Genomic DNA, 25337 nt, shown 5'->3' with positions numbered 1-25337 from the left:
AGGCTCTTGGCCGCTGCCCACCAGGGGGCTGTCGGACGACCTCACACGCATGACGCTCACGCCCCCAACTGCAGGCCATCGGCGGCCTCCTCGACCATGCCCAGTCCGAGCCGGCTGATCCGCACAGCGAACGGCTGCTCCGCGACGCGGAGCCCGGTGAAGCGCAGCTCGCCCAGCGGCGCGGTGCGCGGCGGCCGGACCGCCACACCGCCCGCCGGAACATCGGGGCGCACCCCCGCGAGCGCGGTGAGCAGCTGGACCGCACCGGCCGCCGCGACGGCCGCGGGCCGGCATGCCGCGGGATGCGGCAGGGGCGCGCTGCCGGTGGTGCGCTGCTCCCCGGCGTACATCTCGGGCAGCCGGTGGCCGAAGGCCTCGGCGGCGTCCAACGCCCCGCGCAGCAGCCCGCCCGCTTCCTTCTCATAGCCGGCCACCACCAGCCCGGCCACGGCGACGGCCGTCTCATGGACGCGCACGGCCCCGCTGCGGTGCCCGAACGGATTGTGCCCGGGCTCCTTGGCCCCCAGGCTGCGCAGTCCCCAGCCGGAGTCGAGCGCGGGGCCGCCCAGGAGCCGGGCCAGCTGCTCGGTCTGCACCCTGTCCAGCAGCCCCGCGGCGTAAGTGCCCCCGCCGAGCAGGCCCGTGTCGAGCAGGTGGGCGGCGGCGCTGCCGAGGTGAGGTATCCGCCGGCCGTCGGGCGTGCGCGCCGCCACGGGCCGGCCACCGCCCAGGTCGTCGGTCCAGAAGTCCTCCCGGAAGCGGCGGCGCAGACCGGCCGCCCACTCCCGCAGACCCCCCGCTCCGGGGCGGCCGTAGGACTCGAGCAGGTCGGCGCCGAGCAGAGCGGCCCGGTGCGCGTGCGCCTGGACCTCGCAGCGGTAGGGGCCTCCCGGCGCCGGGTCCGGGAGGTACACCCCCTCCCGGACCGCGGCCCGCAGCCACTCCAGACACCCCTCGGCCGCCGGCAGCAGCCCCTCCGCCTCCTGGTCGGCCAGGCCCCAGCGCCTGGCCTCCGCGAGGACGACGGGGAACAGCAGCGTCGCCTCGACGCCCGTACAGCCGGGCGGCAGGTGAGCGCCCGAGTGCCGCAGCGCACCGGGAATGCGGCCGCGGTCGGGCCCCGGCCCGGACAGCTGCGTACGGGCCAGGGTGCGCAGCGTGCCCGCGGCCAGCCGGACCCCCAGCGGCAGCGTCATGCGGGCGGCCCACAGCGCCTCGGCGGGGGCGAGCTGACCACAGCGCCAGGGGATGCCGGCCGCGAGATGGACATCGCCCGGATGCCCGGGGTCGCGTACGAGCAGGGCTCGGAGGTCGGCGAGGCTCGCCGCCAGCAGCGCGGCGGCCCGTGGATCGTCCCCGTCGGCCTCCGCGTCGCCCCAGGGAGGCGGCGCCCCGCCCCGGCCGTGGGCGGCCGGTTCGGGCGTGCGGGGCCTGCCCGGCAGCTCCGGCCGGACCCGCAGTTCGATGCTCCGGCTGCCGCCGGGGGGCAGCTGCATCTCCCAGCACAGCAGCCCGGCCGAGGCGAGCACGTCCCCCGGCGGGGGGTCGGCCGTGACCACCGCGTGCATGCCGGGGGCCGACCAGCGCAGCCCGGAGGCGTGCACGGCGGCCGGGATCTCGGGCCCGGCGCGTCCCGCGGCGATCGCGCCCAGCTCGGCCAGGTCCGTGCCCAGGGACACCTCGACCACCAGTCGCAGCTCCTGTACGGCCGCGCTGCGCACGGTGATCCGCTCGATGCCCTCGGCGTCCCGCACGCGCTCGACGGTCACGGCCGGGTCGGGTCCGGCCTCGGCGGGGGTCCGTACCGTGCCGACGAAGCGGGCCCGGTCCGCGCTGAGCAGGCGCCCCTGGACGGGCACCGGCTCGGCGCCGGAGACCTTCACCCGGCACCTCGCCAGCAGCCGGCGCCCGCTCCGGTAGAACCCCTCGAGCCCGGCGCCGGTGAGCTGCCCGTGCTCCCCGGAGATGGCGAGGGCGGGCAGGGCGACGCAGATCAGCGCCTGGTGCACGGGTTGCGGAGCGTGGACCCGCCCGGCCGGGGGGCGCCGTTGCTCGGGTGGGCGGTGGATCGAAGGACCGTTGGGGGCAATGCCTTGCACGTGTCTGCGCTCCCTGGGGGCATCACGGACCTGGACGACCGACAACGAGTGCGGGCCACTCAGGTGAACGGCGGCGGACCCACCGAGGTCACGGGGGCCCGCTCGTGGCGAACCTCACTGCCTTCCGCGCACCCCCCGTTGTCCCGCGCGCCGCCGCGTGCGCGCCTTCCCCGCCGGCCCGTTCGCACCGGCGGCTCCTTGCGGACGGCTCTTTGCCCCCGCCCCGCCGGGGGCGGCCGGGCTGTTTCCGCGCCGGCGTGGTCGGGTCGCAGAGGCGGTGGCCTGGGCGCGGAGCGCCTCGTCCGCCGCCTGCGCGTCGCCGGGCTCCCCCGCCCCCTTCGCCTTCTCCGGTGCGCCGGCGGAGGCCGTCGGCGCCGAGGTCCCGGGCCGGTCATCTTGGGTGCCGGCTTGGGTGCCGGCGGTACGGTGGTCGCCCGCGCGCTCGGCGCGCTCGCCGCGCAGGCAGCGACGCAGGAGCTCGGGGTCCATGCCGTCATTGCAGGCACGGTGCAGCAGCTGGGCGAAGAGGTACTCGGGGTCGGCGCTCAGGGCCCGGCTGAGGGCGACCCGGGCCTCGGGGTGGTCACCAGTGGACCAGGCGACCCAGCCCGCGAGGGTGAGTGGTGCCGCCGCGTGTTCGATGTAAGGCCCCACACAGCGCCGGGCGAGGGCCCGCCAGACGCGCAGCGCCGCCGGGGCCTGCGGCCCTTCCATCCACTCCGCCGCGCGGTCGCGGGTGGTGCGGTCCTGGAGGCCGAGGACGATGGCCGCCGCCTCGTCGGACGCCAGGAGTGCGTCGTCCCTGGCGTCGGCCTCGGGCCGGCAGGAGGCGGGTGGTGCCGCGTGGAACCGCTCCATGACCAGGCGGGCGAGGTCGAGGGTCTCGTGGCGGACCATCTCGCAGTCCGTGCCCCGGAGAATGCGCGGGATGAGGTCCGCGGCGGCCGCGTCGAGCGCCGATTCCTGTTCCTCGGCCCGCCGGCCGGTGATCGGCGCGTAGCGGGACTCCATGTCGCGCAGCGTTCCGCGCACCTGGATGCCGGCGTAGGCGGCCGCGGCGGCCATGACCGAGGTGCCGGGCATGGCCAGGGGCGTGCCGTCCGGCGGGCAGCAGCGCTCGTCGGGGCAGCAGTAGGACCAGAAGCGGCCGCCGGAGATGCACAGGGCCTCGTACACGGGCACGTCCAGCCCGCCGCACGCCAGGCGCAGGCTCTGGGCGAGCGGGCGGAGCCTTTCCATCACCTGCCGTGCGCTCTCCTCCTTCGCCGGGTCCTGGCACAGGAACAGGACGATGCCGTCGGGCCGGGAGCCCCGCTTGCCGCAGCCCGCGACGAGCGTTTCGGCGAGCTGGTCGCTGACGTCGGTCCATTCCTCCGCGTTGTCCGGGATGCCGAGCCTGAGCCGGCCGCCGAAGCGGCCGCGCTCGCCGTGCAGAGCCAGCATCACTACGGAATCGGTGGGGTGAAATCCCATCAAGTACGGGAGTGCGTCGGCGAGTTCGGCCGGGCTGCGGAGGGTGATCTGGGCCTCCTGCCGGGATTCCCACGCGGGCGTCGAGGTGGCGGACGAGGCGGATGTGCGGGCGGATTCATCGTGCTGCGTCATGGCCCGAGAGTCCCGCGGGTCCGGGAGAGCCCGCCAGCCCTGTGGATAACTCCAGGAATATTGTCGTACTAACTCTGTGGATAACTTCCTGACCGGGTTTTCCACAGGCGTCGCCGCCCATTCGCGCTTTGTCAGTGCCCTCGTGTTGCATGGGGCCATGACCAACGAAGCCCTCCGCACCTCGGCGGACACCGTTCTCGCCCGTCTCGTCGGAGACACCACGGGCACGGCGAGACTGCGCGAGGACCAGTGGCGCGCGATCGAGGCCCTCGTCGCCGACCGCCGCCGCGCGCTGGTCGTGCAGCGCACCGGCTGGGGCAAGTCCGCGGTGTACTTCGTCGCGACCGCGCTGCTGCGCGAGCGCGGCGCGGGCCCGACGGTGATCGTTTCCCCGCTGCTCGCCCTCATGCGCAACCAGGTGGACGCGGCCGCCCGGGCGGGCATCCACGCCCGCACGATCAACTCCTCCAACACCGAGGAGTGGGAGACCGTGCAGGCCGAGGTGGCGGCGGGTGAGGTCGACGTCCTGCTGGTGAGCCCCGAGCGGCTCAACAATCCCGACTTCCGCGACCAGGTGCTGCCCAAGCTCGCCGCCGCCACCGGCCTGCTGGTCGTCGACGAGGCGCACTGCATCTCCGACTGGGGTCACGACTTCCGCCCGGACTACCGACGGCTGCGCACCATGCTGGCCGACCTGCCGCCGGGTGTGCCCGTGCTCGCGACCACCGCCACGGCCAACGCCCGCGTCACCGCCGACGTCGCCGAACAGCTGGGCACGGGCGAGGGCGCGGAAGAGGCGCTCGTCCTGCGCGGCCCGCTGGACCGGGAGAGCCTGAGCCTGAGCGTGCTGAGCCTGCCGGACGCCGCCCACCGCCTGGCCTGGCTCGCCGACCACCTCGACGACCTCCCGGGCTCCGGGATCATCTACACCCTGACCGTCGCGGCGGCCGAGGAGGTGACGGCCTTCCTGCGCCGGCGCGGGCACACCGTGGCCTCGTACACCGGCAAGACGGAGAACGCCGACCGGCAGCAGGCGGAGGAGGACCTGCTCGCCAACCGCGTCAAGGCACTGGTCGCCACCTCCGCCCTGGGCATGGGTTTCGACAAGCCCGACCTCGGCTTCGTGGTCCACCTGGGCTCGCCCTCCTCCCCCATCGCCTACTACCAGCAGGTGGGCCGCGCCGGTCGTGGTGTGCAGCACGCCGAGGTGCTGTTGCTGCCGGGCCGCGAGGACGAGGCGATCTGGAAGTACTTCGCCTCGCTGGCGTTCCCGCCCGAGGAGCAGGTCCGCCGCACCCTCGACGTGCTGGCCGCCGCCGGGCGCCCCGTGTCGCTGCCCGCTCTGGAGCCCCAGGTGGAGCTGCGACGCTCCCGGCTGGAGACCATGCTCAAGGTCCTCGACGTGGACGGGGCCGTCCACCGGGTACGGGGCGGCTGGACCTCGACGGGCGAACCATGGGTGTACGACGCCGAGCGGTACGCGTGGGTCGCGCGTCAGCGCGAGGCGGAGCAGCAGGCGATGCGCGAGTACGCCACGACCACGCAGTGCAGGATGGAGTTCCTGCGGCGCCAACTGGACGACGAGCAGGCCGCCCCGTGCGGCCGGTGCGACAACTGCGCGGCTCCCCGGTTCACGGCGGATGTGTCCTCCGGCGCGCTGGACGCCTCCCGTGGCGAACTGGGCCGTCCCGGCGTGGAGGTGGAGCCACGACGGATGTGGCCGACCGGCATGCCTGCCGTCGGCGTGGACCTCAAGGGCCGTATTCCGGTGGGCGAGCAGGCCGCTCCCGGCCGGGCGCTCGGGCGGCTCTCCGACATCGGCTGGGGCAACCGGCTGCGTCCCCTGCTCTCCCCCCAAGCTCCGGACGAAGAGATTCCGGACGATGTGGCGGATGCCGTGGTCACCGTACTGGCCGACTGGGCCCGGGGGCCCGGCGGTTGGGCGTCGGGGGCACCGGACGCCCCCGCCCGACCGGTCGGCGTCGTCACCATCGCCTCCCGCACCCGGCCACGCCTGATCGGCTCCTTGGGCGAGCGCATCGCCCGGATCGGCCGCATGCCGCTCCTCGGCACGGTCGAGTACCGGCACGGGGAGGCGGACACGCGGGTGCCGCGCACCAACAGCGCACAGCGGCTGCGGGCGTTGGACGGGGCCCTGACCGTCCCTCCGCCGCTCGCCGAGGCGCTGGCCTCGGCCGGCGGTCCGGTGCTGCTCGTGGACGACCTGGCGGATACGGGCTGGACGCTCGCCGTGGCCGCGCGGCTGCTGCGGCGCTCCGGAGCCGAAGAGGTGTTCCCGTTGGTCCTGGCCGTCCAGGGGTGAGCGGGGGCGGGTAGGGGAGGCGAAGGGGAATTAGTCGACGGACCGCCGGATACCGGTCACTGGCGCCAATTGATCGTTGCCGCACGGCCGATGCGGCCGCGAGAATTGGACCGACTCCCCACTCCCGCCCGTCGGCGGCCTGCCGGGACCGCCGTCGTGGCGTGCCGCCCTGCCTGCCCTCGCCCGGACCAGCGGGCGTGCAGACGAAGGGAGAATCATGACCTTCGGCTCCGCATCGCCGCCGTCCGCCGGCTCCGCCACCCGCCTGGGCAGGCTCCTCGAGCCCGCTGAGTGGGTCGCGTCCGGCGTCCCCCCGCTACGCAGACCGCGCGAAGTCGTCACCGGCCTGTACTCCAGACACCGGCCGACTCCGCCCACGGTTGTCGTCGCCGTTTTCCATCCGGACGAACGGCTCGCGGCAAGCGCCTCTTTCACCCGGCGGGCCGTGCGGGAGGGTGCCACCGACGGCTGGGAGTTGCGCAACGCGCTTCTCTCGCAGCTCCGCCTGGTGATCCCGCACGACCTGCGCAGACGCACTCCGGCCCGTACGGCCGTACTGCTCTACTGCCGTGAGGGCGAGGCCCATTGGACCAAGGAGGACGGCGCCTGGATGTGGGGGCTACGGGACGCCTGCACGCTGCACGGGCTGCGCTGCGGTGCCTACATCACGCTCACCGGAGCCGGCTGGCACGTCCTGGGTGAGGGTCGCACAGGGCGCTACCCCCGCTCCCCCGCCCTGCCGATCGTGCCGATCGGCTTCGGCGGCGGGGCCCCCGAAGCGCATCTCCGCACGGCAGCCCGGTGACGCGTCAGGACGCGGCGGCCGGCACTCCCTCGCGGGAGCGGACGGCCACCGCGATCACCCGTCAGGCGCTCGCGGGCAGAAGGGCGTTGACGCGCTGCGGGTCACCGCAGACGATCAGCAGCGCGCCCGCGCGGGCCACGGCCGCGGGAAGCGCACCGGCCACTGCCGCGTCCGAGCCGCCGTTGACGGCGAGGACCACGACGGGGCGCGGCGAGATCCGGCCGGCGTCGGCGGCCGCGTAGAAGACGTCCTCCGCGGCGTCGTGCTGCGCCCAGTAGGACGCCTCGCCGAAGGACAGCTCGTGCGCGGCCCAGGGGTGTGCCTCACCGGTGGTGAGGACCAGGACCTCGCCGGGGGCCCGGCCGGTGTCGAGCAGCAGGTCGACGGCCTCGTCCGCGGCGTCCAGGGCGCCCTGCGCGGAGGCGGGGATCAGCTGGATCTGCGGCGTGGCCGCCTTCGCGCCAGCCGCCGCGGCGCGCGGGGCGGGAACGGGACCGCTGCGCGGACCGGGGCTGCCGGACCGCGTCGGAGCCGGGCGGGGACCAGGGACAGGGCGGGGGGTCATCGCGGGGCGGCCGGCGGCCGGAACTGCGCGGGGACCCGGGACACTCTCGTGAATCTGAGGCTCCTCGGGGATGAGAGGCATGAAGTGATGTTTATCAAACGCCGGTGCGAGTCGCGTCGGCGGGTGGCGGTTCGGGCCACTCAGAAGTCGAAGCCGAGCTGGCCTCCGGCCTCCAATGCCACGTTTTCGGGGGTGATGCGGGTCCGCTTGAGGTGCTGCCACCGGGGCAGCGCGTCCAGGTAGGACCAGGACAGCCGGTGGTGCGGGGTCGGGCCCAGCTCCTCCAGGGCGGCGCGGTGCACCGGCGAGGGGTATCCGGCGTTGTCGCAGAACCCGAAGTCGGCGTGGCTCGCGCCCAGTTCGGCCATCATCGTGTCGCGCCGCACCTTGGCGATCACGGAGGCCGCCGCCACGGCCACACAGGACTGGTCGCCCTTGATGACCGTACGGACCTTCCATGGATCGCCGAGGTAGTCGTGCTTGCCGTCGAGGATCACCGCCTCCGGCCGCACGGGCAACGCCTCCAGGGCGCGCGTCGCGGCCAGCCGCAGCGCCGCCGTCATGCCCAGCTCGTCGATCTCCTGCGGGGAGGAGTGCCCCAGGGCGTAGGCCGTGACCCACGTCTCCAGGAGCTCGGCGAGCGCGGTGCGCCGCTTGAGGGTCATCAGCTTGGAGTCGGTGAGGCCCTCGGGTGGACGGCGCAGGCCGGTGACGGCCGCGCACACGGTGACGGGTCCGGCCCAGGCGCCCCGGCCGACCTCGTCCACACCGGCGACGATCTTTGCTCCTGTCGTCGCTCGGAGCGAGCGCTCGACGCTGTGGGTAGGCGGTTGGTAGGGCATGGCGCCTGTAAGGTTACGCCCCCGCGGCCGGCGTGTCCCGCCCCGCCCCCACTCCTCGTCCTCCGGTCAGCGCGCGGCCTGGGGCAGCCAGTCGGGAAGCGCCTCGGTGTGCCGCAGCCAGTCGGCCGGCGGAGCACCTCGTTCCGCGGCGGCGACCACTCCGCCCGCGATGGCGGAGGTGGTGTCCACATCGCCGCCGGCCTGCGCCGTCGTCCAGAACGCCTCCTCGAACGAGTCGAGATGGCGGGCGGCTGCCCACAGCGCGAACGGCACGGTGTCGTGCGCGCTGGTGCGGCGGCCGCAGCCCAGGACGGCGGCGACGGTGGTCGCGTCGCCGTAGTCGAGCATGTCGCGGGCGCGGCGCAGCCCCGCCTGCACCGCACTGCGCGGCACGAGCGCGATCACGCCGTCCAGCAGGGCCTCGGGCGTGACGGAGCCGGCCGGGCCGGCGGCGATGGCGGAGGCGGCGGCCACGGCCATGCTTCCGGCGACCGCTTCGCGGTGCTGGTGGGTGGTGTAGGCCGAGATCTCCGCCTGGTGGGTCGCCTGCTCGGGGTCGTCGGCGTACCAGGCGCCGAGCGGGGCGATGCGCATGGCCGCGCCGTTGCCCCAGGACCCCTGCCCCTTGAACAGGGAGGAGGCCAGCTCCCGCCAGTCGCCGCCTTCCCTGACCAGGCGCAGCATGCGGTTGACCGCCGGGCCGTAGCCGCGGTCGAAGTCGTGGTGCTCGGCGAAGGAGCGCGCCAGGGCATCCTGGTCGATGCGGCCATGTTCGGCGAGCACGGCCAGTACGGAGCAGGCCATCTCGGTGTCGTCGGTCCACTGCCAGGGTGCGGGCGGCAGCTCGCGGCGCTTGAGCGAGGGATAGTTGGCGGGGACGAAGAACTGGGAGCCGAGGGCGTCACCCACGGCCAGCCCTCGCAGGCTCGCCAGGGCTCGGGGGAATCGGTCAGCTGTCATCGCTGCGAACTCTAACCGGTGAAGCCATACGATTCGGGGGTGCACCAGCGGTCGAACGGCCGGTCCAGGTGATACCTGCCGTCCGGTCCGAGCAGCAGCATGCGCGTCTCACCGTTGCCCGGGTTCGACAGGCATTCGAATTCGGCGACGGTCCAGTGCAGCCACCTCATGCAGAACAGCCGCATGGTCAGGCCGTGCGTGACGAGCAGGACGTTCGGCGGGTGCCCGGGGTCGTCGAAGCTGCGCCACAGGCTCTCCAGGAAGGAGCCGACCCGGTCGTAGACGTCGGCGCCGGACTCGCCCTGCGCGAAGCGGTAGAAGAAGTGGCCGTAGGCGTCCCGGTATGCCTTCTGGCGGCGGACGTCCTCCCGTTCCTGCCAGTTTCCCCAGTCCTGCTCCCTCAGGCGCGGCTCCTCCCGGACGCGGACCCGGCTCGGGTCCAGGCCGAGGGCGTGGAAGGTCTGATGGGTGCGGCGGTAGGGCGAGACGTAAGCGGAGACCCGTTCGTCCCCGAACACCTCCCGCAGGCGGGCCCCGGCTTCCTCGGCCTGCTTGCGGCCGGTCGCCGTCAGCGACAGGGCATGGTCGGGCTCGCGTTCGTAGACGGTGTCGTCGACATTGCCTTCGGACTCTCCATGGCGGAGGAGGACGATACGCCGGGGCCGGGCCATGTCGTCAACACTAGTTCGAGCCGACAGCGGACGCCTCGTCGCCCCGGGTGAGCAGCGCACGGCCAGCGCGTATTTCGCACCGGCGCCCGGTGAAGCGACGGCGCAGCGCCCGGTCGTGGGAGACGATCACCAGGGCCCCGGGCCACGCGTCCAGGGCCTGTTCCAGCTGCTCGACCAGGCCGAGGGCGAGGTGGTTGGCGGGCTCGTCGAGCAGCAGCAGGTCCGCGGGGCGGGCCAGCAGCCGGGCGAGGGCAAGGCGGCGGCGCTGTCCGGCCGAGAGCGATCCGACGGGCACATGGAGGTCGCGTTCGCGGAAGAGGCCATAGGACAGCAGGAGCGCCTCCTGCTCCTCGACCGTACCCGGCAGCCCGCGGCGGAAGGCCTCCAGCAGCCGCTCAGCGGGCCGGCTCACGGGAATCTCCTGGGCGAGGTAGCCGATGCGGCCGCTCCTGCGGACCGTGCCGGTCTCAGGTTGGGCAACCCCCGCCATCAGGCGCAGCAGCGTCGATTTCCCGGCGCCGTTGGGCCCGTGCACCAGCAGTCGCTCGCCCGCCCGCACCTCGAGCGCGTCGACGGCGAGCCGGTCGCCGACGCGTACGCCGTCGAGCGCCACGAGGGCCCCGCCGGCGGTGCCCACCGTCGGCCGGGCGGCGAAGCGCAGGGGTTCCGGCGGGCGCGGCACGGGGTTCTCGCGCAGTCTGCGGAGCCGTTCCCGGGCATTGCGCACGCGGCTGGAGACCGAGGACTGCACGCGTCCCTTGTCCCGGTCGTAGGCCATCTTGTTGCCGTCCTTGATGGCGCGCCCCGGGGCGACGCTCCGGGCGGTGGTCTCCGCGGTCTCGGTGAGCGCTTCGGTCTCCGCGCACCACCGCTCGTACGCCTCTTCCCACCGCCGGCGGGCCGCGGCGCGTTCGGCGAGGAAGCCGGCGTAGCCGCCGCCGTAGCGGACCAGGGTCCGCCTTTCGGCGTCGAGCTCGACCACGGCTGTGGCGACGCGTTCGAGGAAGACCCGGTCGTGGGAGACGGCCACCACCGTGCCGCGGTGGGCTCGCAGGGTCTCCTCCAGCCAGGCAAGGGCCGCGCCGTCGAGGTGGTTGGTGGGTTCGTCCAGCAGCATGACCTCGGGCGCGGCGGCGAGGGTACAGGCCAGGCCGAGCCGGGCCTGTTCGCCGCCCGAAAGGCTGCCCAGGCGGCGGTCCCGCGCGAGATGACCGACGCCCAGGCCGTGCAGGGCCTTGTCGACCCGGGCATCGGCCTCGTAACCGCCCCGGGCCTCGAAGGCCGTAAGCAGCTCCCCGTACTCCGAGAGCGTGCCGGGCCCGGCGGTGGCCAGCACGGCCTCCAGGTCGCGCAGGCGGCCCTCCATGGTGCGCAGTTCGTCGAGGGCGACGTCGATCGCCTGGGCGATGGTGCTGTCCGGGGGCAGGTCGGGGGTCTGCCCGAGGTAGCCGATGCCGCCGTCGGCCAAGGTCACCACCGTGCCGTCATCAGGCCGCTCGGCTCCGGCCAGGAGCTTCAGCAGGGTGGACTTTCCGGCGCCGTTCTCCCCGACGACGCCGACTCGTTCACCCGCCCGTACCGAGAGGGACACACCATCGAGGAGGAGACGGTCGCCGCGGGAGAGGGACACGTCGCGCAGGGAGAGCTGGGCAGGCATGGGCGGGACCTCCGCATACGAGCAGGCGAACAGTCAGCAAACGCAACCGCTGTTGCGTTACGCTCAGCATGACAGAGTCCGCCCGCTTAACGCAACAGGAGTTGCAGTTGCCTTCGGAGACCTCTTCCCCCAGCACCCCGGGCACCGTGCGCCCCGGCGGGCGCACCGCCCGCACCCGCGCCGCCGTACGCGACGCCGTCCTCACCGGGCTCTCCGAGCACGGCTACCCGGGACTGAGCGTCGAGTACGTCGCCGAGCACTCCGGCGTGCACAAGACCACGCTCTACCGCCGCTGGGGCAGCGTCGAAGGACTGGTGGCGGACGCCCTCCACCTCGCGGGCGAGGACAGCTGGACCCCTCCGGACACCGGCTCCCTACGGGGCGACCTGCTGGCCCTGGCCCATGAGGTCGTCGACACCTTCGCCGACCCGGCGGCCGCGGCCGCCCCCGCCGCCTTCATCGGCGCCGCTTTCCAGTCCGAACGCGCCGCACAAGCGCTGAGCCGCTTCTACGCCGAGCGCTTCGGGCGCTGTGCGCCACTGATCGAGCGGGCCGTCGAGCGCGGCGAGGCGCCGCCGGGCACCGACGCGGGCGCCGTGGCGCGCGGAGTGTCCGCGCCCTTGTTCTTCCGGCTGTTCATCACGCACGAACCCGTCGACGCGGCCGTCGCGGAGCAGGCCGCCGACAGTGTGCTCGCCGGGGTCCGGGCAGGGGTCTACGCCCCGGCGACCTGAGACAGAACCTGCCGCCGCGCACCGGCCCGGGAGTGCCCCGGGCCGGCCGTCACACCGTCCATGCCTGCTCTATCTCCACGACGTCACCGGTGATCGACGCGACGTCGGCCTCGGTCTGCGCCCGCAGCCCGAGCCGCTCCACGCGATCGGCACGGTATTTCCCGTGCTCGGCCTCGGAGTTCCACATCGACAGCACGAGAAACTCCTGGCCGGGCGCTTCACCGAAGACGCCGCGCAGCATTCCGGGAGAGCCGGCCATCGCCGGATTCCACACCTTCTCCTGCATCAGCGTGAAGTGCTCGACCCGGCTCTCACGGACCCGGCAGTGGGCGAAGCGCACGACGTCCGCATCCGTGAACTGCGGCCGGAATCCCACCTTCACATCGAAGCGATGCTCGAAAAGCCGCACCTGGGTGTTCCTGAACGTGCCGACCTGCGACGCCGCCAGCCTGTCGTGCGAGCGCGCCATGAAGGAGTCGTAGAACGCCCGGCTCTCCCAGAAGCCGAAGAGGTGCACCACATCAGGGCGCGCCCGGCTCCAGCCTCCCCCCTGCCCCCGGAACCCGGGCTCACCGAGCAACCCCGCCCACTTCCGCTGCCCCCGCTCGAACCCGCGGCGGTCCACCACGGTGCAGCGAATCCACTTGACCAGCACAGACCCATCGTACGGCTCAGGCAGTGGCCTGGGTCACGTACCGGAGGAGTACACGCGGGCGAGCGTCGAGGAGTCCGCCGCGTCCAGCTCGATCCGGAACTCGCTCCGCAACACCTCGGCCAACTCCTCCACCCCGACCACCCGTTGTTCCATCGAGCCGTCATGGTGCGCGGTCGCGAGCGTCGTGCCCACGAACATCCGCCGTAGGTCAGGCTCCGTCTGCTGGATGATCGGCCGGGAGACGAACGGCGAACGGGGGTGCGTCGAGGTGTAGTGGTTCATCAGGACGTAGTCGATCGGAAAACGGTCCTCCGGACCGACGGCGTAAAGGTCGCGCCAACCGTCCGGCCGGCGCGTGCGCAGAACGTAGACGTCCTTCTCTTCACGCCCGATTCCAAACCACCATTTCCCCTGCCCGGCTTCCGCCCCCTCCCTCAGGGGCAGCGGTTCCAGCAGGCCCTCACCGCCGAACCCGACGTCGCACAGCCACTCCTCACCGTCGGCCTCCACCTTCAGGGCCATGTGCGTGACCGGACGCAGAGTCTCGCTGCCCGCGCGCACCCGCGCGCCGAGCCCCGAGACGGAGAACCCGATGCGTTCGAGAGCAGCGGCCAGCAGGGAGTTCTGTTCGTAGCAGTAGCCGCCGCGCCGCTGCGCCACCATCTTGTCCTGCAGCGCCTTGATGTCCAGCAGCACCGGGCGGCCGAGGATCACCTCGAGATTCTCGAAGGGAATCGCCGCCACATGCCTGCGGTGCACCGCCCGCAGCGTCTCCAGATCCGGCCGGAGGGGCCCCTCCCAGCCGATCCGGGCCAGATAGGCATCGAGGTCCAATTCCTCACCGGACCATATGGAATTACTCATTCCCTACACCGCCTTCCAGTTGATCACCGCACCAGTATTCACGCCTCCGCAGTGAGCCGGATATGCAGTGAGCCGGATACGCCGATGGGGGAGCCGGCACAAAGCCGGCTCCCCCATCAGTCATAAGACGATCAGCTGCAGCCGCTGGTCGAACCGCAGCCCTCGCACAGGTAGCAGCTGCCCGCACGGCGCATCTTCGTGCCGCAGGAGAAGCACAGCGGCGCGTCCGCGTTCAGGCCGAGCTGCATCTCCACCAGTTCGGTGGAGTTGTGCACCTGCTTGGGGGCCGGTGCCGCGGCGGGCTGGGCCGGGACGTCGGGCTTGGGGGCCTCGACGTGGCGCGGCGCGGACTGGGCGAGGCCCTCCACATCGACCTCGTCGTCGGCCGCCTCGTACGACCCGGTGTCCAGGTGACGCTGACGCTCCTCGGCGGAGTGGATGCCCAGCGCCGAGCGCGTCTCGAAGGGCAGGAAGTCCAGCGCCAGGCGGCGGAAGATGTAGTCGACGATCGACTGCGCCATCCGCACGTCCGGGTCGTCCGTCATGCCGGCCGGCTCGAAGCGCATGTTGGTGAACTTCGAGACGTAGGTCTCCAGCGGCACGCCGTACTGCAGACCGACCGAGACGGCGATCGAGAAGGCGTCCATCATGCCCGCGAGGGTCGAGCCCTGCTTGGACATCTTCAGGAAGACCTCGCCCAGACCGTCGTCCGGGTAGGAGTTGGCGGTCATGTAGCCCTCGGCACCGCCCACCGTGAAGGAGGTGGTGATGCCCGGACGGCCCTTGGGCAGGCGCTTGCGGACCGGGCGGTACTCGACGACCTTCTCCGCGGCGGCGGGCGCGGCGGCCTCGGGGGCCTTGGCCTGCTCCTTCTTCTTGGCGGAGAGCGGCTGACCGACCTTGCAGTTGTCGCGGTAGATCGCGAGCGCCTTCAGACCGAGCTTCCAGCCCTCGAAGTAGACCTCCTCGACCTCCTCGACGGTGGCCGACTCGGGCAGGTTCACGGTCTTGGAGATGGCACCCGACAGGAACGGCTGCGCGGCCGCCATCATGCGCACGTGGCCCATGGCGGAGATCGCGCGCTCACCCATGGCGCAGTCGAAAACCTCGTAGTGCTCGGCCTTCAGACCCGGGGCGTCGATCACGTTGCCGTGGTCGGCGATGTGCGCGACGATCGCCTCGACCTGCTCCGGCTGGTAGCCCAGGCGCTTGAGCGCCTTGGGCACCGTGTTGTTCACGATCTGCATCGAGCCGCCGCCGACGAGCTTCTTGAACTTGACCAGGGCCAGGTCCGGCTCGACGCCCGTGGTGTCGCAGTCCATCATCAGGCCGATGGTGCCCGTGGGGGCGAGCACCGACGCCTGGGCGTTGCGGAAGCCGTTCTTCTCGCCGAGACGGATGACGTCCTGCCACGCCTCGGTCGCCGCGGCCCAGACCGGGGTGTCCAGGTCGTCCATGCGCAGGGCGGCGCCGTTGGCGTCGGCGTGCTGCTTCATGACGCGCTTGTGGGCGTCGGCGTTGCGGGCGTAGCCGTCGTACGGGCCGACGACGGCGGCCAGCTCGGCGGAGCGCTTGTAGGAGGTGCCGGTCATCAGCGAGGTGATGGCACCGGCGAGGGCGCGGCCGCCGTCGCTGTCGTAGGCGTGACCGGTGGCCATCAGCAGGGCGCCGAGGTTGGCGTAGCCGATGCCCAGCTGACGGTAGGCGCGGGTGGTCTCGCCGATCTTCTCGGTCGGGAAGTCGGCGAAGCAGATGGAGATGTCCATCGCCGTGATCACGAGCTCGACGACCTTGGCGAAGCGCTCGGCGTCGAACGACTGGTTGCCCTGGTCGTCGTCGCGCAGGAACTTCATGAGGTTGAGCGAGGCGAGGTTGCACGAGGAGTTGTCCAGGTGCATGTACTCGCTGCACGGGTTGGACGCGGTGATGCGGCCCGACTCCGGCGAGGTGTGCCAGTGGTTGATCGTGTCGTCGTACTGGATGCCCGGGTCGGCGCAGGCCCAGGCCGCCTCGGCCATCTTGCGGAAGAGGCCCTTGGCGTCGACCTCCTCGATGACCTCGCCGGTCATCCGGGCGCGCAGACCGAACTTCGAGCCGCTCTCGACGGCCTTCATGAACTCGTCGTTGACGCGGACGGAGTTGTTGGCGTTCTGGTACTGGACGGAGGTGATGTCATCGCCGCCCAGGTCCATGTCGAAGCCGGCGTCGCGCAGGGCGCGGACCTTCTCCTCCTCCTTCACCTTGGTCTCGATGAAGGCCTCGACGTCCGGGTGGTCGACGTCGAGCACGACCATCTTCGCCGCACGGCGGGTGGCGCCGCCCGACTTGATCGTTCCGGCGGAGGCGTCGGCGCCGCGCATGAAGGAGACGGGACCGGAGGCGTTGCCGCCGGAGGAGAGCAGCTCCTTGGAGGAGCGGATGCGGGAGAGGTTCAGGCCGGCGCCGGAGCCGCCCTTGAAGATCATCCCCTCTTCCTTGTACCAGTCGAGGATCGACTCCATGGAGTCGTCGACGGAGAGGATGAAGCAGGCCGAGACCTGCTGCGGCTGCTTGGTGCCGACGTTGAACCAGACCGGCGAGTTGAAGCTGAAGACCTGGTGCAGGAGCGCGTAGGTGAGCTCGTGGTCGAAGATCTCGGCGTCCGCGGGAGAGGCGAAGTAACCGTGCTCCTCGCCGGCCGCGCGGTAGGTCTTCACGACGCGGTCGATGAGCTGGCGGAGGCTGGACTCGCGCTCGGGGGAGCCGGTCGCGCCACGGAAGTACTTGCTGGTGACGATGTTGACCGCGTTCACCGACCAGAAGTCGGGGAACTCCACGCCGCGCTGCTCGAAGTTGATCGAGCCGTCGCGCCAGTTGGTCATGACGACGTCACGACGCTCCCAGACCACCTCGTCGTACGGGTGCACGCCGGGGGTCGTGTGGATGCGTTCGATGCGCAGACCTTTGCCGCCCTTGTTTCCCTTGGAGCGGGAACCTCGTGCCGGGCCGCTCGTCGTCTCGGTCATGCCGCCTCCCTCTACGGGCAAAACGCCCTAATGCGCCTAATTCTTCCGGGGCGCGATGTGTTCTGTCACCCGACTGCGCTCAGCGCGCCGGGCAGGTCTGATTGCGGCCGCTCAGTCGACGGCCACGGCGGGCGCCGGGACTTCGGCGCCGGCGGCGGGACCGCCCGGGTCCGCCGCGGATGCGTCCTCGGCCTCGGCGCGACGGACACCGTCGCGCAGTTCCGCGACGGCGGCCTCGAAGTCCTCGAGCGAGTCGAACGCCTGGTACACGGACGCGAACCGCAGATACGCCACGAGGTCGAGATCCTTGAGGGGACCGAGTATGGCGAGTCCGACGTCGTGCGTGGAGAGCTCGGCGCTGCCCGTGGCGCGCACCGCCTCCTCGACCCGCTGGCCCAGCTGGGCGAGGGCGTCCTCGGTGACCGGGCGCCCCTGGCACGCCTTGCGCACTCCGGAGATCACCTTGTTGCGGCTGAAGGGCTCGGTGACCCCGCTCCGCTTGATCACCATGAGTGACGCGGTCTCCACGGTCGTGAACCGACGGGAGCAGTCGGGGCACTGGCGGCGCCTGCGGATCGAACAACCGTCATCGGTGGTCCGGCTGTCGACGACGCGACTGTCGGGGTGCCTGCAGAAGGGGCAGTGCATGGCTCTCCACCCTCCTTCACCCTCGAGAAACCTCGAAAAAACTGTGCACGATCTCCGGCCACGGCGGGCCCCTCGGGGGGCTCGCGCCGAGCAGCCCCCAGCATAGGCGATGGCCACGTCCGCGGATGACCGGGAGGGGCCGTCGACCACAACTTGTGGGTAGCCGTCGCCATCAAACCACTAGATCTGGTGCCGGGCGGCCAAGCCTGACCATCGCGTGTCGCGCCGTGAGCGCCGGGCGGGACCCCACGGAAGGGCCCCGAGGGCAGCCTCAGGGGAGCCCGGATGTCACACTGGCACCACGGCGCGGCAACCCCGCGCGGTACCGGACGAGCCCTCCCGACCGGCTACTGTCCGTCTCGTACGGACGTCGGCACGGCCCGGGCGACTCAGCACCGAAGAGTACCGTAATGGGGCGAATTGATCTCCGTCCGTACACCCTCCCACCTGATCACGTCAGCCGATCTGCGATATTTCACTCGAACGTGTGTTTGGCGCAACCTTTCGAAAGCAACTACCGTTGTCCAGCTAGGGAGAACATCTCGAGAGGGGCCGACGTGACCACCACCGCAGACAGCGCCACCATCACCGCCCAGGACCGCTCCCAGAACCGACTCGACCAGGCACACCCCATGAACGACGCAGCCATGAACACCGAGGGGCAGAAGCCGGCCCGCTCGCTTCCGGGGCGGCCCCCCGGCATCCGGGCGGACAGCTCCGGGCTCACCGACCGGCAGCGCCGCGTGATCGAGGTGATCCGGGACTCCGTCCAGCGCCGTGGGTACCCACCCTCCATGCGCGAGATCGGCCAGGCGGTGGGGCTCTCCAGCACGTCCTCCGTCGCCCACCAGCTCATGGCCCTCGAGCGGAAGGGCTTCCTGCGCAGGGACCCCCATCGCCCCCGGGCCTACGAGGTGCGCGGTTCCGATCAGCCGAGCACCCAGCCCACCGACACCACCGGCAAGCCCGCCGCCTCCTACGTTCCCCTGGTCGGCCGGATCGCCGCCGGTGGCCCGATCCTGGCCGAGGAGTCGGTGGAGGACGTCTTCCCCCTCCCCCGTCAACTGGTGGGCGACGGCGAGCTGTTCGTCCTGAAGGTCGTCGGCGACTCCATGGTCGAAGCCGCGATCTGTGACGGCGACTGGGTGACGGTGCGCCGCCAGCCCGTCGCGGAGAACGGCGACATCGTGGCCGCCATGCTCGACGGCGAAGCCACCGTCAAGCGCTTCAAGCGCGAGGACGGCCACGTCTGGCTGCTCCCCCACAACGCCGCCTACCAGCCGATTCCCGGCGACGAGGCCACCATCCTGGGCAAGGTTGTGGCGGTGCTGCGGCGGGTGTGAAGCCCCGCGCCGAAAGGCCGGGCCCCGGAACCACTGCGCCGGTTCCGGGGCTCTTCTTTTCTCCGCAGCCGTAGTGCCCCTAGTGCTCGTCGTACCCCTAGTGCCCCTCCGCCTTCGCCGCCGCGTCGATCGCGGACAGGGAGCGGCGCACCTGGTTACGGTCCGTGGTGTACCAGAAGTCCGGCATCGAGGCCCGCAGGAACGAGCCGTAGCGGGCCGTCGCCAGCCGGGGGTCGAGCACCGCGACCACACCCCGGTCCCCCGACGCGCGCACCAGCCGCCCGGCCCCCTGGGCCATCAGCAGAGCCGCGTGTGTCGCGGCCACAGCCATGAAGCCGTTGCCGCCCGCGTCCTCCACCGCACGCTGCCGGGCGCTCATGAGCGGATCGTCCGGCCGGGGGAAGGGCACCCGGTCCATGACGACGAGCTGGCAGCTCGGGCCGGGGACGTCCACCCCCTGCCACAGCGACAGGGTGCCGAACAGGCACGTACGGGTGTCCCCGGCGAAGGTGCGGATCAGCTCGCCCAGCGTCTCCTCGCCCTGCAGCAGGATCGGCATGTCGAGCCGGCCGCGCAGCTCCTCGGCCGCGGCCTGGGCCGCCCGCATCGAGGAGAACAGGCCGAGGGTGCGGCCCCCGGCGGCCTCGATGAGCTCCGCCAGCTCGTCGAGCATGTCCGTCCGGCTGCCCTCCCGCCCCGGCTGGGCGAGGTGCTTGGCGACGTACAGAATGCCCTGCTTCGGATAGTCGAACGGCGATCCGACATCGACGCCCTTCCACTCCGGACAGTCCTCCCCCTCGACGCCCTCCGGCGCGAGGCCGAGCGAGGCGCCGACGCCGTTGAAGTCACCGCCCAGCTTGAGGGTGGCCGAGGTGAGGACCACCGAACGCTCGCTGAAGAGCTTCTCCCGCAGCAGCCCGGAGACCGACAGCGGTGCGACCCGCAGCGAGGCCCCGAAGCGGTCGTGGCGCTCGTACCAGACGACGTCGTACTCCGAGCCCTCCACGATGCGCTCGGCGACCGCGTGGATGTTCTCCACGGAGGCGAGGGCCTGCTTGCGGACGGCGTCCTCGTCCTGGACGGACTTGTCGCGGGTGTTGCCGAGGGCGGTGATGACCGTACGCGCGGCGTCACGCAGGGCCATCAGGCAGTAGCCGAGGTCCTCCGGGATCTCCTCCAGCCGGCCGGGCAGGGCCAGCTCCATCAGACGCTCGAAGCTCTCGGACGCCGTCTGCAGCGCGTCCGCCGCCTTCTCGTCGACGAGCTTGGCCGCCCGCCGCACCGCCCGGTTGACCTGGCCCGGGGTGAGCTCGCCCGTGGCGACCCCGGTGACGCGGGAGACCAGCTCATGGGCCTCGTCGACGATCAGCACCTCGTGGCTGGGCAGGACCGGCGCGCCCTCGATGGCGTCGATGGCGAGCAGCGCGTGGTTGGTGACGACGACGTCGGCGAGCTTGGCGCGCTCGCGGGCCGCCTCGGCGAAGCACTCGGCGCCGTACGCGCACTTCGAGGCGCCCAGGCACTCGCGGGAGGTGACGGACACCTGCGACCACGCGCGGTCGGAGACGCCGGGGGTGAGGTCGTCGCGGTCGCCGGTCTCGGTCTCGTCCGACCAGTCGCGCAGCCGCAGCAGGTCCTTGCCCAGCTTGCTGGAGGGTGCCGCCGCCTCGAAGGGGTCGAAGAGCCCCTCCTCCTCTTCCTGCGGCACGCCCTCATGGAGCCGGTGGAGACAGAGGTAGTTGGAGCGGCCCTTGAGCATGGCGAACTCCGGGCGCCGGCGCAGCTGCGGGTGCAGGGCGTCAACCGTCCGCGGAAGATCGCGCTCGACGAGCTGGCGCTGGAGCGCGAGCGTGGCCGTCGCGACGACCACCCGCTCGCCGTGCGCCAGGGCCGGCACGAGGTAGCCGAGCGACTTTCCGGTGCCGGTGCCGGCCTGCACGAGCAGGTGGGAACCGCCGTCGATGGCCGCGGCGACGGCTTCGGCCATGGCGACCTGTCCGGGCCGCTCGGTGCCGCCGACGGCGGTGACGGCGGCGTGCAGCAGGTCGGTGAGGGAGGGCGAGGAGGTGGCAGTCATAGCGTTGCCAGCCTACGGTGCGGCACTGACATCGCGGGCCGTGATGGCGTTCCCGGTGGCCGGCCGACAGCCGACGGCGGACCGTACGGGCACCCTCGCCCGGCACACCGGCAGTGCCTCCGGTGACGGCTACAGCACAGCGCGCAGCGCACGGTCGCGCATCATCAGCGCCGCGCGCTTGTCGGGCAGCTCCACCTCGCCGGTCAGCCGGAAGCCCGCACCGAGGAAGGCCGCCGCGGACGGGGTGTTGCGCAGGTCCGGTTCCCCGACGACGCGGCCGCAGGAGGGGCGCCGGTCCAGGACGAGGTCGGCCACGGTGCGCAGCAGGAGGGTGCCCAGCCCCCTGCCCCTGTCGGCGATTCTGCCGATGAGGAAGTGGATTCCGGTGTCGTGCGGACGGGCCGGATAGTGGCGGGCCAGCGGGTCGAGGTCGGCGCGGTAGAGCTCCCAGTAGCTCATGGGGACGCCGGCGAGCACCCCGAGGCAGGGAACGCTGCGCCCGTCGCCGTCGAGCTGGCCGAGGAGGTGGGCCTCGGTGACGGCCTCATTCCCGGCCAGGCCCCAGAACGCCGCGACTGCCGGATCGTTCATCCACTGCGTGAGCAGCCGAAGGTCGCGCTCGATGCGGACCGGTACGAGCTGGAACGGCCCTACCTCCGTGCTGACGGGGCCCCAGTCGGCGAGGCCGTCCAGGAGATCGGTTCCGGGCGGCGAGCCCGGCGCCGGGGGGCTCCCCGGAGGGTCGAAGGCGATGAACTCGATGATTTCCTGGGTCAGTCGCAGGTCGAGCGTGTCGGCGCTGTCCTCGCTGTGGAGGCCGGGAATCGGATCGGTCAGCGGGTCGAAGGGCAGCGCGCCCCAGCCGTCGTTCCGCTCCGCCCATTCGGCGCCCGTCCCGTTCGTCCTGTTCATCCCGCTCGCACCGTCCATCGCGTTCATCCCGCGGCCGGGGCAAGGGGGTTGGCGACGGTGACGTACACGGACTGGGTGTCCACCGGTCCGACGAGTTCGTCGAGCCCGCGCAACCTGGTCAGCATGTTGGCCTTGCAGCGGAGGGTGGGCGCCTGCAGGAGGTGCTCGGGGAGGCTGGAGCGGGTCGGCGAGGGGCCGGTGGCGGCTTCCTTGAGGAAGCGGCGGAGCGCGGCGAGCAGGATCTGTTCGTCGGCCAGGCGCTGGGAGCCGAACGCGCCGATGAGTCCGAGGACGTTGTTGATGCCGAGGTAGTACAGAAACCGTTCGTCAGCGACCTCGTCGGTCACGAAGGTGTCGCTCTCCTGCCCGATTCCGGGGAGCCGCTGGCCGAGCGCGGCGCGGTGGGACTCGCGGAAGTAGTAGCCCTGGTTGTCGCGGAAGCGCCCGCCGACCGGCCAGCCGTCGGGATCCAGCAGGACGAGGGTGTTCTGCTGGTGTGCCTCCAGGGCGATGCCCGCCTCGCCGTCGAGCCAGAGCAAGGGCCGTACGACGGCGTCCAGATAGCGCAGGAACCACTCGGCGGCGACGGCACCGGTGGGCCGGCCGGTGCGGAACGCGAGCCGGCCGATGGTGTCGGCGAGGCGGGAGCAGACGGCCGGTTGTCCGGCCGGCCCCTGCCGGCCGGGCCAGGGCCGGGGCGAGACGAGCCCCGCGACGCACACGGCGTCGTCGCCGGGGCCGAAGGGGTTGTGCCGGATGACGACGTCGACGCCGGGCAGCGGGGAGCCGTCGGGGGCGTCGACGGCCAGCCAGGCGGGGTCGCGGACGATGTCGAAGCCGAGGCCGCCGGGGCAGGCGGCCCGCCACCGCTCGGCGAGGCCGCCGCGCAGCAGCCGGTGCACCTCGACGCCGCGGCACAGCTCCTTGCGGAGGTTCTCACGGCGCGAGTTGGTGATGCGCAGGCCGAGGGAGAGCTTCAGCATGGCGGGGGCGCCGGGCCGGTGCACGGTACGGACCGACGAGGTGGGGTACCAGGGTTCACCGCGGGCGCCGAGGTCGTGGAGCAGTCCGGCTTCGAAGAGCGCGGCCACGGCCGGGCGGTGGTGGAGGTCCCGCGCCTGCCATGGGTGCACGGGCAGGGCCACCGTGTCGACCGGAAGCTCCAGTTCCAGGCCGGGGCCGGCGAGCCGGGCGGCCAGGGTGGGGGCCTCGACGGCACGGCCGCGCTCGGTCCAGGCCGAGTCCGTGGCGAGGACGGAGCGGTGGACGGCCAGCCAGTGCAGGGGGAAGCGGCCGCGCAGCTCCGGGGAGTAGTCGAACGTTTCGGCATCGGAGAGCCCTTCGCGGCTCTTGGGCGCGGGGTGCAGGGGGTGCCCGAGGAGCAGGGACTGCTCGCTGTAGAGGAAGAGGTCCCCGCCGTCCGGGTCGGCGGGGCGTTCGCGGCGGGCCGTGAGGAACGTGGCGGTGCGGCGCGCGGAGTCGGCGACGCGCGCGACGAGTTCGGCCCCGTCCTGCGTGGGGGGCCGGCCGGTCTGCGCGGCCCGGTGGGCGGCTTCGCGGCCGAGCAGGGCTGCCAGGGTGACGGCGTCGAAGGCGGGGGCGTCGTCGGGCCCGCCGGTGAGGGTGACCCGGCCGAAGCGGTGCCAGCCGGTGGCGGACCAGTAGTGCACGGGGACGGTCAGGGGGATGCCGCTGGCGTTGAGCGGCAGGTAGAGGATGTCGCCGTGGGGCCGGGGGATGTCGTGTTCGCGCACCCAGCAGCGCAGCAGGTTCTCCACGGCGGCAGCGTCCGCGGCGGCGTGCGGGTCGGGGTGGTCCAGCGGGTCGGTGACGCCGCCGGTGCCGGGGGCCGGCGCCTCGCCGCGCGGGCCGCCCGGGCGGGGCACCGCCGGGGACCGGTCCGGGCCGGCGGGGGAGGCGTCGGCGTGGAGGGGTGCGTTCATGCGGTGTGCGGCGGGCATGTCACGGCGTTCCGGCCGGGGATGCGGCGCCTTCCTCCTTCGGCGTGCTCGGGGTGGGCTTCGGCGTTTTCGGGGTCGCCTTCGGCGTTCTCGGGGTGGGGATCCGGCGGGCGGTGCGGGAGACCGTGGCGATGGCGTCGGACAGCCGGTCGAGGACGGCTTCGGTCTGTTCGTCCGTGATGGTGAGCGACGGCAGCAGGCGGATCACGCTGGAGTGGCGGCCGCCCACGGCGACGATCAGCCCCCGCCGCAGGCATTCCTCCTGCACGGCGGCGGCGAGCGCCGGGCTCGCGGAGAGCGGGCCGAGGGCCGCGGCGGCGCGGCCGGTGCCCATGGCGGCGATGTCCAGCTCGCCACAGAGACCGGGGTCGCATACGCCCTGGTCCCCCGCCCCGGGGTCGTAGCCGCCCGCCCCGGCGTCGTACGCGCCACCCTCCTCCGCCAGCGGATCGACGAACTCGATGCCGATCATCAGCCCTCTGCCGCGTACCTCACCGACGCACTCGTGCTCCCGGGCCAGGGGCCGCAGGCGTTCCAGCATGCGCGCGCCGAGCAGGCCGGCGCGCTCGGCCAGGGCGTTCTCCCTGATGTGGCGCAGGGTCGCGGCACCGGCGGCCATGGCGAGCTGGTTGCCGCGGAAGGTGCTCGCGGGCTCGCCGGACCGCCCGGTGTCGAGGTCTTCGTGGTGGACGACGACGGCGAGCGGCAGGCTGCCGCCGATGGCCTTGGACAGGACCATCACGTCCGGGACGATCCCGCTGTGCTCGACGGCCCAGAAGGCGCCCGTCCGGCCGGCTCCCGTCTGCGTCTCGTCGGCGATGAGGGGGATGGCGCGGGCGGCCGTGATCTCGCGCATGCCCCGGAGCCAGCCGTCGGGCGCCGGGAGGATCCCGCCCCCGTCCTGCACCGGTTCGACGATCAGCCCGGCCGGCTCCCCCGCGCCGTCGTCCAGCAGGGTCTCGGTCCAGCGCACCGACAACTGCTCACCGGCCTCGCCGCCGACCCCGAACGGGCAGCGGTAGTCCTGCGGGAACGGCAGCCGCGTCGCCCGCGTCCCCCACGCGGCGCCGGAGTCCGGCAGTCCGTGGCAGGCTCCGGAGAAGGCCAGCAGCCCCTCGCGGCCGGTCGCGGCCCGCACGAGCCGGAAGGCTGCCTCCGTCGCGTCGGTGTCGGCCGGTCCGCAGAAGCGGATACGGGCGGTGTCGGCCAGGCCGCGCGGCAGCGTCGCGAACAGCTCGCCGGTGAAGTCGTCCTCCACCGGGGTGGCCAGGTCCAGTGCGTGCAGCGGAGCACCGGAGTCGAGGACGCGGCGGATGGCTTCGAGCACCACCGGATGGTTGTGGCCGAGCGTCAGGGTGCCCGCCCCCGAGACACAGTCGAGGTAGCGGCGGCCGTCGGCACCCTCGATCGTCAGCCCCCGGGCGCGCACCGGCACGACGGGCAGCGACCGGGCGTACGTACGAGCCGCGCTCTCGCGCGACGACTGTCGCCGCGCGATGCCCTCGTGGGCCGGCGGCGGCGTCACGGACGGCGCCCGCAGCGGTGGTCGGGTCGGGGCCATGGCGCGGGTACCTCCTCCTGCGGCTGAACGATGGTCGGGCGTCCCCCGTA

At 72.7% G+C, this 25337-nt stretch carries 19 protein-coding genes; 4 read left to right on the top strand and 15 right to left on the bottom strand.

Annotated elements, in window-relative coordinates; all coding sequences use genetic code 11:
* Window positions 1-56 precede the first annotated feature (56 nt).
* Together ABZ956_RS20450 and ABZ956_RS20445 are read right to left on the bottom strand one after the other, a co-directional pair.
* On the bottom strand, window positions 57-2009 hold the full coding sequence (locus tag ABZ956_RS20450; protein ID WP_361895321.1) for a glycogen debranching N-terminal domain-containing protein: 1953 nt from the start codon (window positions 2007-2009) through the stop codon (window positions 57-59).
* 204 nt (window positions 2010-2213) lie between these two features.
* The gene (locus ABZ956_RS20445; RefSeq protein ID WP_361895318.1) at window positions 2214-3704 is read right to left on the bottom strand and encodes a DUF4192 family protein; all 1491 of its coding nucleotides are present in this window, start codon (window positions 3702-3704) and stop codon (window positions 2214-2216) included.
* A gap of 157 nt (window positions 3705-3861) precedes the next feature.
* Between ABZ956_RS20445 and ABZ956_RS20440 the strand changes: the two genes are divergently transcribed.
* Complete coding sequence (locus ABZ956_RS20440) at window positions 3862-6027, top strand: RecQ family ATP-dependent DNA helicase (protein ID WP_361895315.1); 2166 nt, start codon at window positions 3862-3864, stop codon at window positions 6025-6027.
* A gap of 217 nt (window positions 6028-6244) precedes the next feature.
* The gene (locus tag ABZ956_RS20435; protein ID WP_361895312.1) at window positions 6245-6832 is read left to right on the top strand and encodes a hypothetical protein; all 588 of its coding nucleotides are present in this window, start codon (window positions 6245-6247) and stop codon (window positions 6830-6832) included.
* Between the two features lie 61 nt (window positions 6833-6893).
* On the opposite strand, the gene ABZ956_RS20430 is transcribed toward ABZ956_RS20435, so the two are convergent.
* The 5 genes from ABZ956_RS20430 to abc-f form a co-directional block, all read right to left on the bottom strand.
* On the bottom strand, window positions 6894-7478 hold the full coding sequence (locus ABZ956_RS20430) for a hypothetical protein (RefSeq protein WP_361895309.1): 585 nt from the start codon (window positions 7476-7478) through the stop codon (window positions 6894-6896).
* 59 nt (window positions 7479-7537) lie between these two features.
* Entirely contained in the window at window positions 7538-8239 is a 702-nt protein-coding gene (locus ABZ956_RS20425; RefSeq protein WP_361895305.1) for a ribonuclease HII, read from the bottom strand.
* Between the two features lie 66 nt (window positions 8240-8305).
* The gene (locus tag ABZ956_RS20420) at window positions 8306-9199 is read right to left on the bottom strand and encodes an ADP-ribosylglycohydrolase family protein (RefSeq protein WP_361895303.1); all 894 of its coding nucleotides are present in this window, start codon (window positions 9197-9199) and stop codon (window positions 8306-8308) included.
* An 11-nt stretch (window positions 9200-9210) separates the two neighbouring features.
* Window positions 9211-9870, bottom strand: a complete 660-nt coding sequence (locus tag ABZ956_RS20415) for a histidine phosphatase family protein (protein ID WP_361895300.1) — start codon at window positions 9868-9870, stop codon at window positions 9211-9213.
* 10 nt (window positions 9871-9880) lie between these two features.
* Complete coding sequence (abc-f, locus tag ABZ956_RS20410) at window positions 9881-11527, bottom strand: ribosomal protection-like ABC-F family protein (protein WP_361895297.1); 1647 nt, start codon at window positions 11525-11527, stop codon at window positions 9881-9883.
* Window positions 11528-11595: 68 nt separating this feature from the next.
* Between abc-f and ABZ956_RS20405 the strand changes: the two genes are divergently transcribed.
* Complete coding sequence (locus tag ABZ956_RS20405) at window positions 11596-12261, top strand: TetR/AcrR family transcriptional regulator (protein WP_361895294.1); 666 nt, start codon at window positions 11596-11598, stop codon at window positions 12259-12261.
* A gap of 49 nt (window positions 12262-12310) precedes the next feature.
* Here ABZ956_RS20405 and ABZ956_RS20400 read toward each other — a convergent pair whose 3' ends face one another.
* The 4 genes from ABZ956_RS20400 to nrdR form a co-directional block, all read right to left on the bottom strand.
* Entirely contained in the window at window positions 12311-12916 is a 606-nt protein-coding gene (locus ABZ956_RS20400) for a YdbC family protein (RefSeq protein WP_361895292.1), read from the bottom strand.
* Between the two features lie 33 nt (window positions 12917-12949).
* Window positions 12950-13750, bottom strand: coding sequence for an arylamine N-acetyltransferase (locus ABZ956_RS20395; protein WP_361895289.1), 801 nt, complete (start codon window positions 13748-13750; stop codon window positions 12950-12952).
* 161 nt (window positions 13751-13911) lie between these two features.
* The gene (locus ABZ956_RS20390; protein WP_361895287.1) at window positions 13912-16785 is read right to left on the bottom strand and encodes a vitamin B12-dependent ribonucleotide reductase; all 2874 of its coding nucleotides are present in this window, start codon (window positions 16783-16785) and stop codon (window positions 13912-13914) included.
* Between the two features lie 111 nt (window positions 16786-16896).
* On the bottom strand, window positions 16897-17433 hold the full coding sequence (nrdR, locus tag ABZ956_RS20385; RefSeq protein WP_071961840.1) for a transcriptional regulator NrdR: 537 nt from the start codon (window positions 17431-17433) through the stop codon (window positions 16897-16899).
* 557 nt (window positions 17434-17990) lie between these two features.
* On the opposite strand from nrdR, the gene lexA reads away from it, so the two are divergent.
* Window positions 17991-18776, top strand: coding sequence for a transcriptional repressor LexA (gene lexA / locus ABZ956_RS20380; protein WP_071961841.1), 786 nt, complete (start codon window positions 17991-17993; stop codon window positions 18774-18776).
* A 97-nt stretch (window positions 18777-18873) separates the two neighbouring features.
* Here the strand turns inward: lexA and ABZ956_RS20375 are convergent, their stop codons facing one another.
* From ABZ956_RS20375 to ABZ956_RS20360, 4 genes are all read right to left on the bottom strand, one after another.
* Window positions 18874-20853 carry an ATP-dependent DNA helicase gene (locus ABZ956_RS20375; protein WP_361895282.1) on the bottom strand — a complete coding sequence of 660 codons (1980 nt, stop codon included), beginning with the start codon at window positions 20851-20853 and terminating at the stop codon, window positions 18874-18876.
* Between the two features lie 129 nt (window positions 20854-20982).
* A complete protein-coding gene (locus ABZ956_RS20370) occupies window positions 20983-21765 on the bottom strand; it encodes a GNAT family N-acetyltransferase (RefSeq protein ID WP_361895279.1) in 783 nt (260 codons plus the stop codon).
* 23 nt (window positions 21766-21788) lie between these two features.
* Window positions 21789-23708, bottom strand: coding sequence for an IucA/IucC family protein (locus ABZ956_RS20365; protein ID WP_361895276.1), 1920 nt, complete (start codon window positions 23706-23708; stop codon window positions 21789-21791).
* Between the two features lie 19 nt (window positions 23709-23727).
* Window positions 23728-25287, bottom strand: coding sequence for an aminotransferase class III-fold pyridoxal phosphate-dependent enzyme (locus ABZ956_RS20360; protein ID WP_361895273.1), 1560 nt, complete (start codon window positions 25285-25287; stop codon window positions 23728-23730).
* Window positions 25288-25337: the final 50 nt, after the last annotated feature.

Origin of the sequence: Streptomyces sp. NPDC046261, from assembly GCF_040646235.1 — a bacterium.
In the GTDB taxonomy this organism is placed as follows: Bacteria; Actinomycetota; Actinomycetes; order Streptomycetales; family Streptomycetaceae; genus Streptomyces.
This window is presented reverse-complemented; position numbering and strand designations above follow the sequence as displayed.

Bases quoted from the DNA above. Each gene is read 5' to 3' on its own strand.
- ABZ956_RS20445 (WP_361895318.1), bottom strand. From the start codon at position 3,704: ATGACGCAGCACGATGAATCCGCCCGCACATCCGCCTCGTCCGCCACC.
- ABZ956_RS20440 (WP_361895315.1), top strand. From the start codon at position 3,862: ATGACCAACGAAGCCCTCCGCACCTCGGCGGACACCGTTCTCGCCCGT.
- ABZ956_RS20435 (WP_361895312.1), top strand. From the start codon at position 6,245: ATGACCTTCGGCTCCGCATCGCCGCCGTCCGCCGGCTCCGCCACCCGC.
- ABZ956_RS20430 (WP_361895309.1), bottom strand. From the start codon at position 7,478: ATGCCTCTCATCCCCGAGGAGCCTCAGATTCACGAGAGTGTCCCGGGT.
- ABZ956_RS20425 (WP_361895305.1), bottom strand. From the start codon at position 8,239: ATGCCCTACCAACCGCCTACCCACAGCGTCGAGCGCTCGCTCCGAGCG.
- ABZ956_RS20420 (WP_361895303.1), bottom strand. From the start codon at position 9,199: ATGACAGCTGACCGATTCCCCCGAGCCCTGGCGAGCCTGCGAGGGCTG.
- ABZ956_RS20415 (WP_361895300.1), bottom strand. From the start codon at position 9,870: ATGGCCCGGCCCCGGCGTATCGTCCTCCTCCGCCATGGAGAGTCCGAA.
- abc-f (WP_361895297.1), bottom strand. From the start codon at position 11,527: ATGCCTGCCCAGCTCTCCCTGCGCGACGTGTCCCTCTCCCGCGGCGAC.
- ABZ956_RS20405 (WP_361895294.1), top strand. From the start codon at position 11,596: ATGACAGAGTCCGCCCGCTTAACGCAACAGGAGTTGCAGTTGCCTTCG.
- ABZ956_RS20390 (WP_361895287.1), bottom strand. From the start codon at position 16,785: ATGACCGAGACGACGAGCGGCCCGGCACGAGGTTCCCGCTCCAAGGGA.
- nrdR (WP_071961840.1), bottom strand. From the start codon at position 17,433: ATGCACTGCCCCTTCTGCAGGCACCCCGACAGTCGCGTCGTCGACAGC.
- ABZ956_RS20375 (WP_361895282.1), bottom strand. From the start codon at position 20,853: ATGACTGCCACCTCCTCGCCCTCCCTCACCGACCTGCTGCACGCCGCC.
- ABZ956_RS20370 (WP_361895279.1), bottom strand. From the start codon at position 21,765: ATGAACAGGACGAACGGGACGGGCGCCGAATGGGCGGAGCGGAACGAC.
- ABZ956_RS20365 (WP_361895276.1), bottom strand. From the start codon at position 23,708: ATGAACGCACCCCTCCACGCCGACGCCTCCCCCGCCGGCCCGGACCGG.
- ABZ956_RS20360 (WP_361895273.1), bottom strand. From the start codon at position 25,287: ATGGCCCCGACCCGACCACCGCTGCGGGCGCCGTCCGTGACGCCGCCG.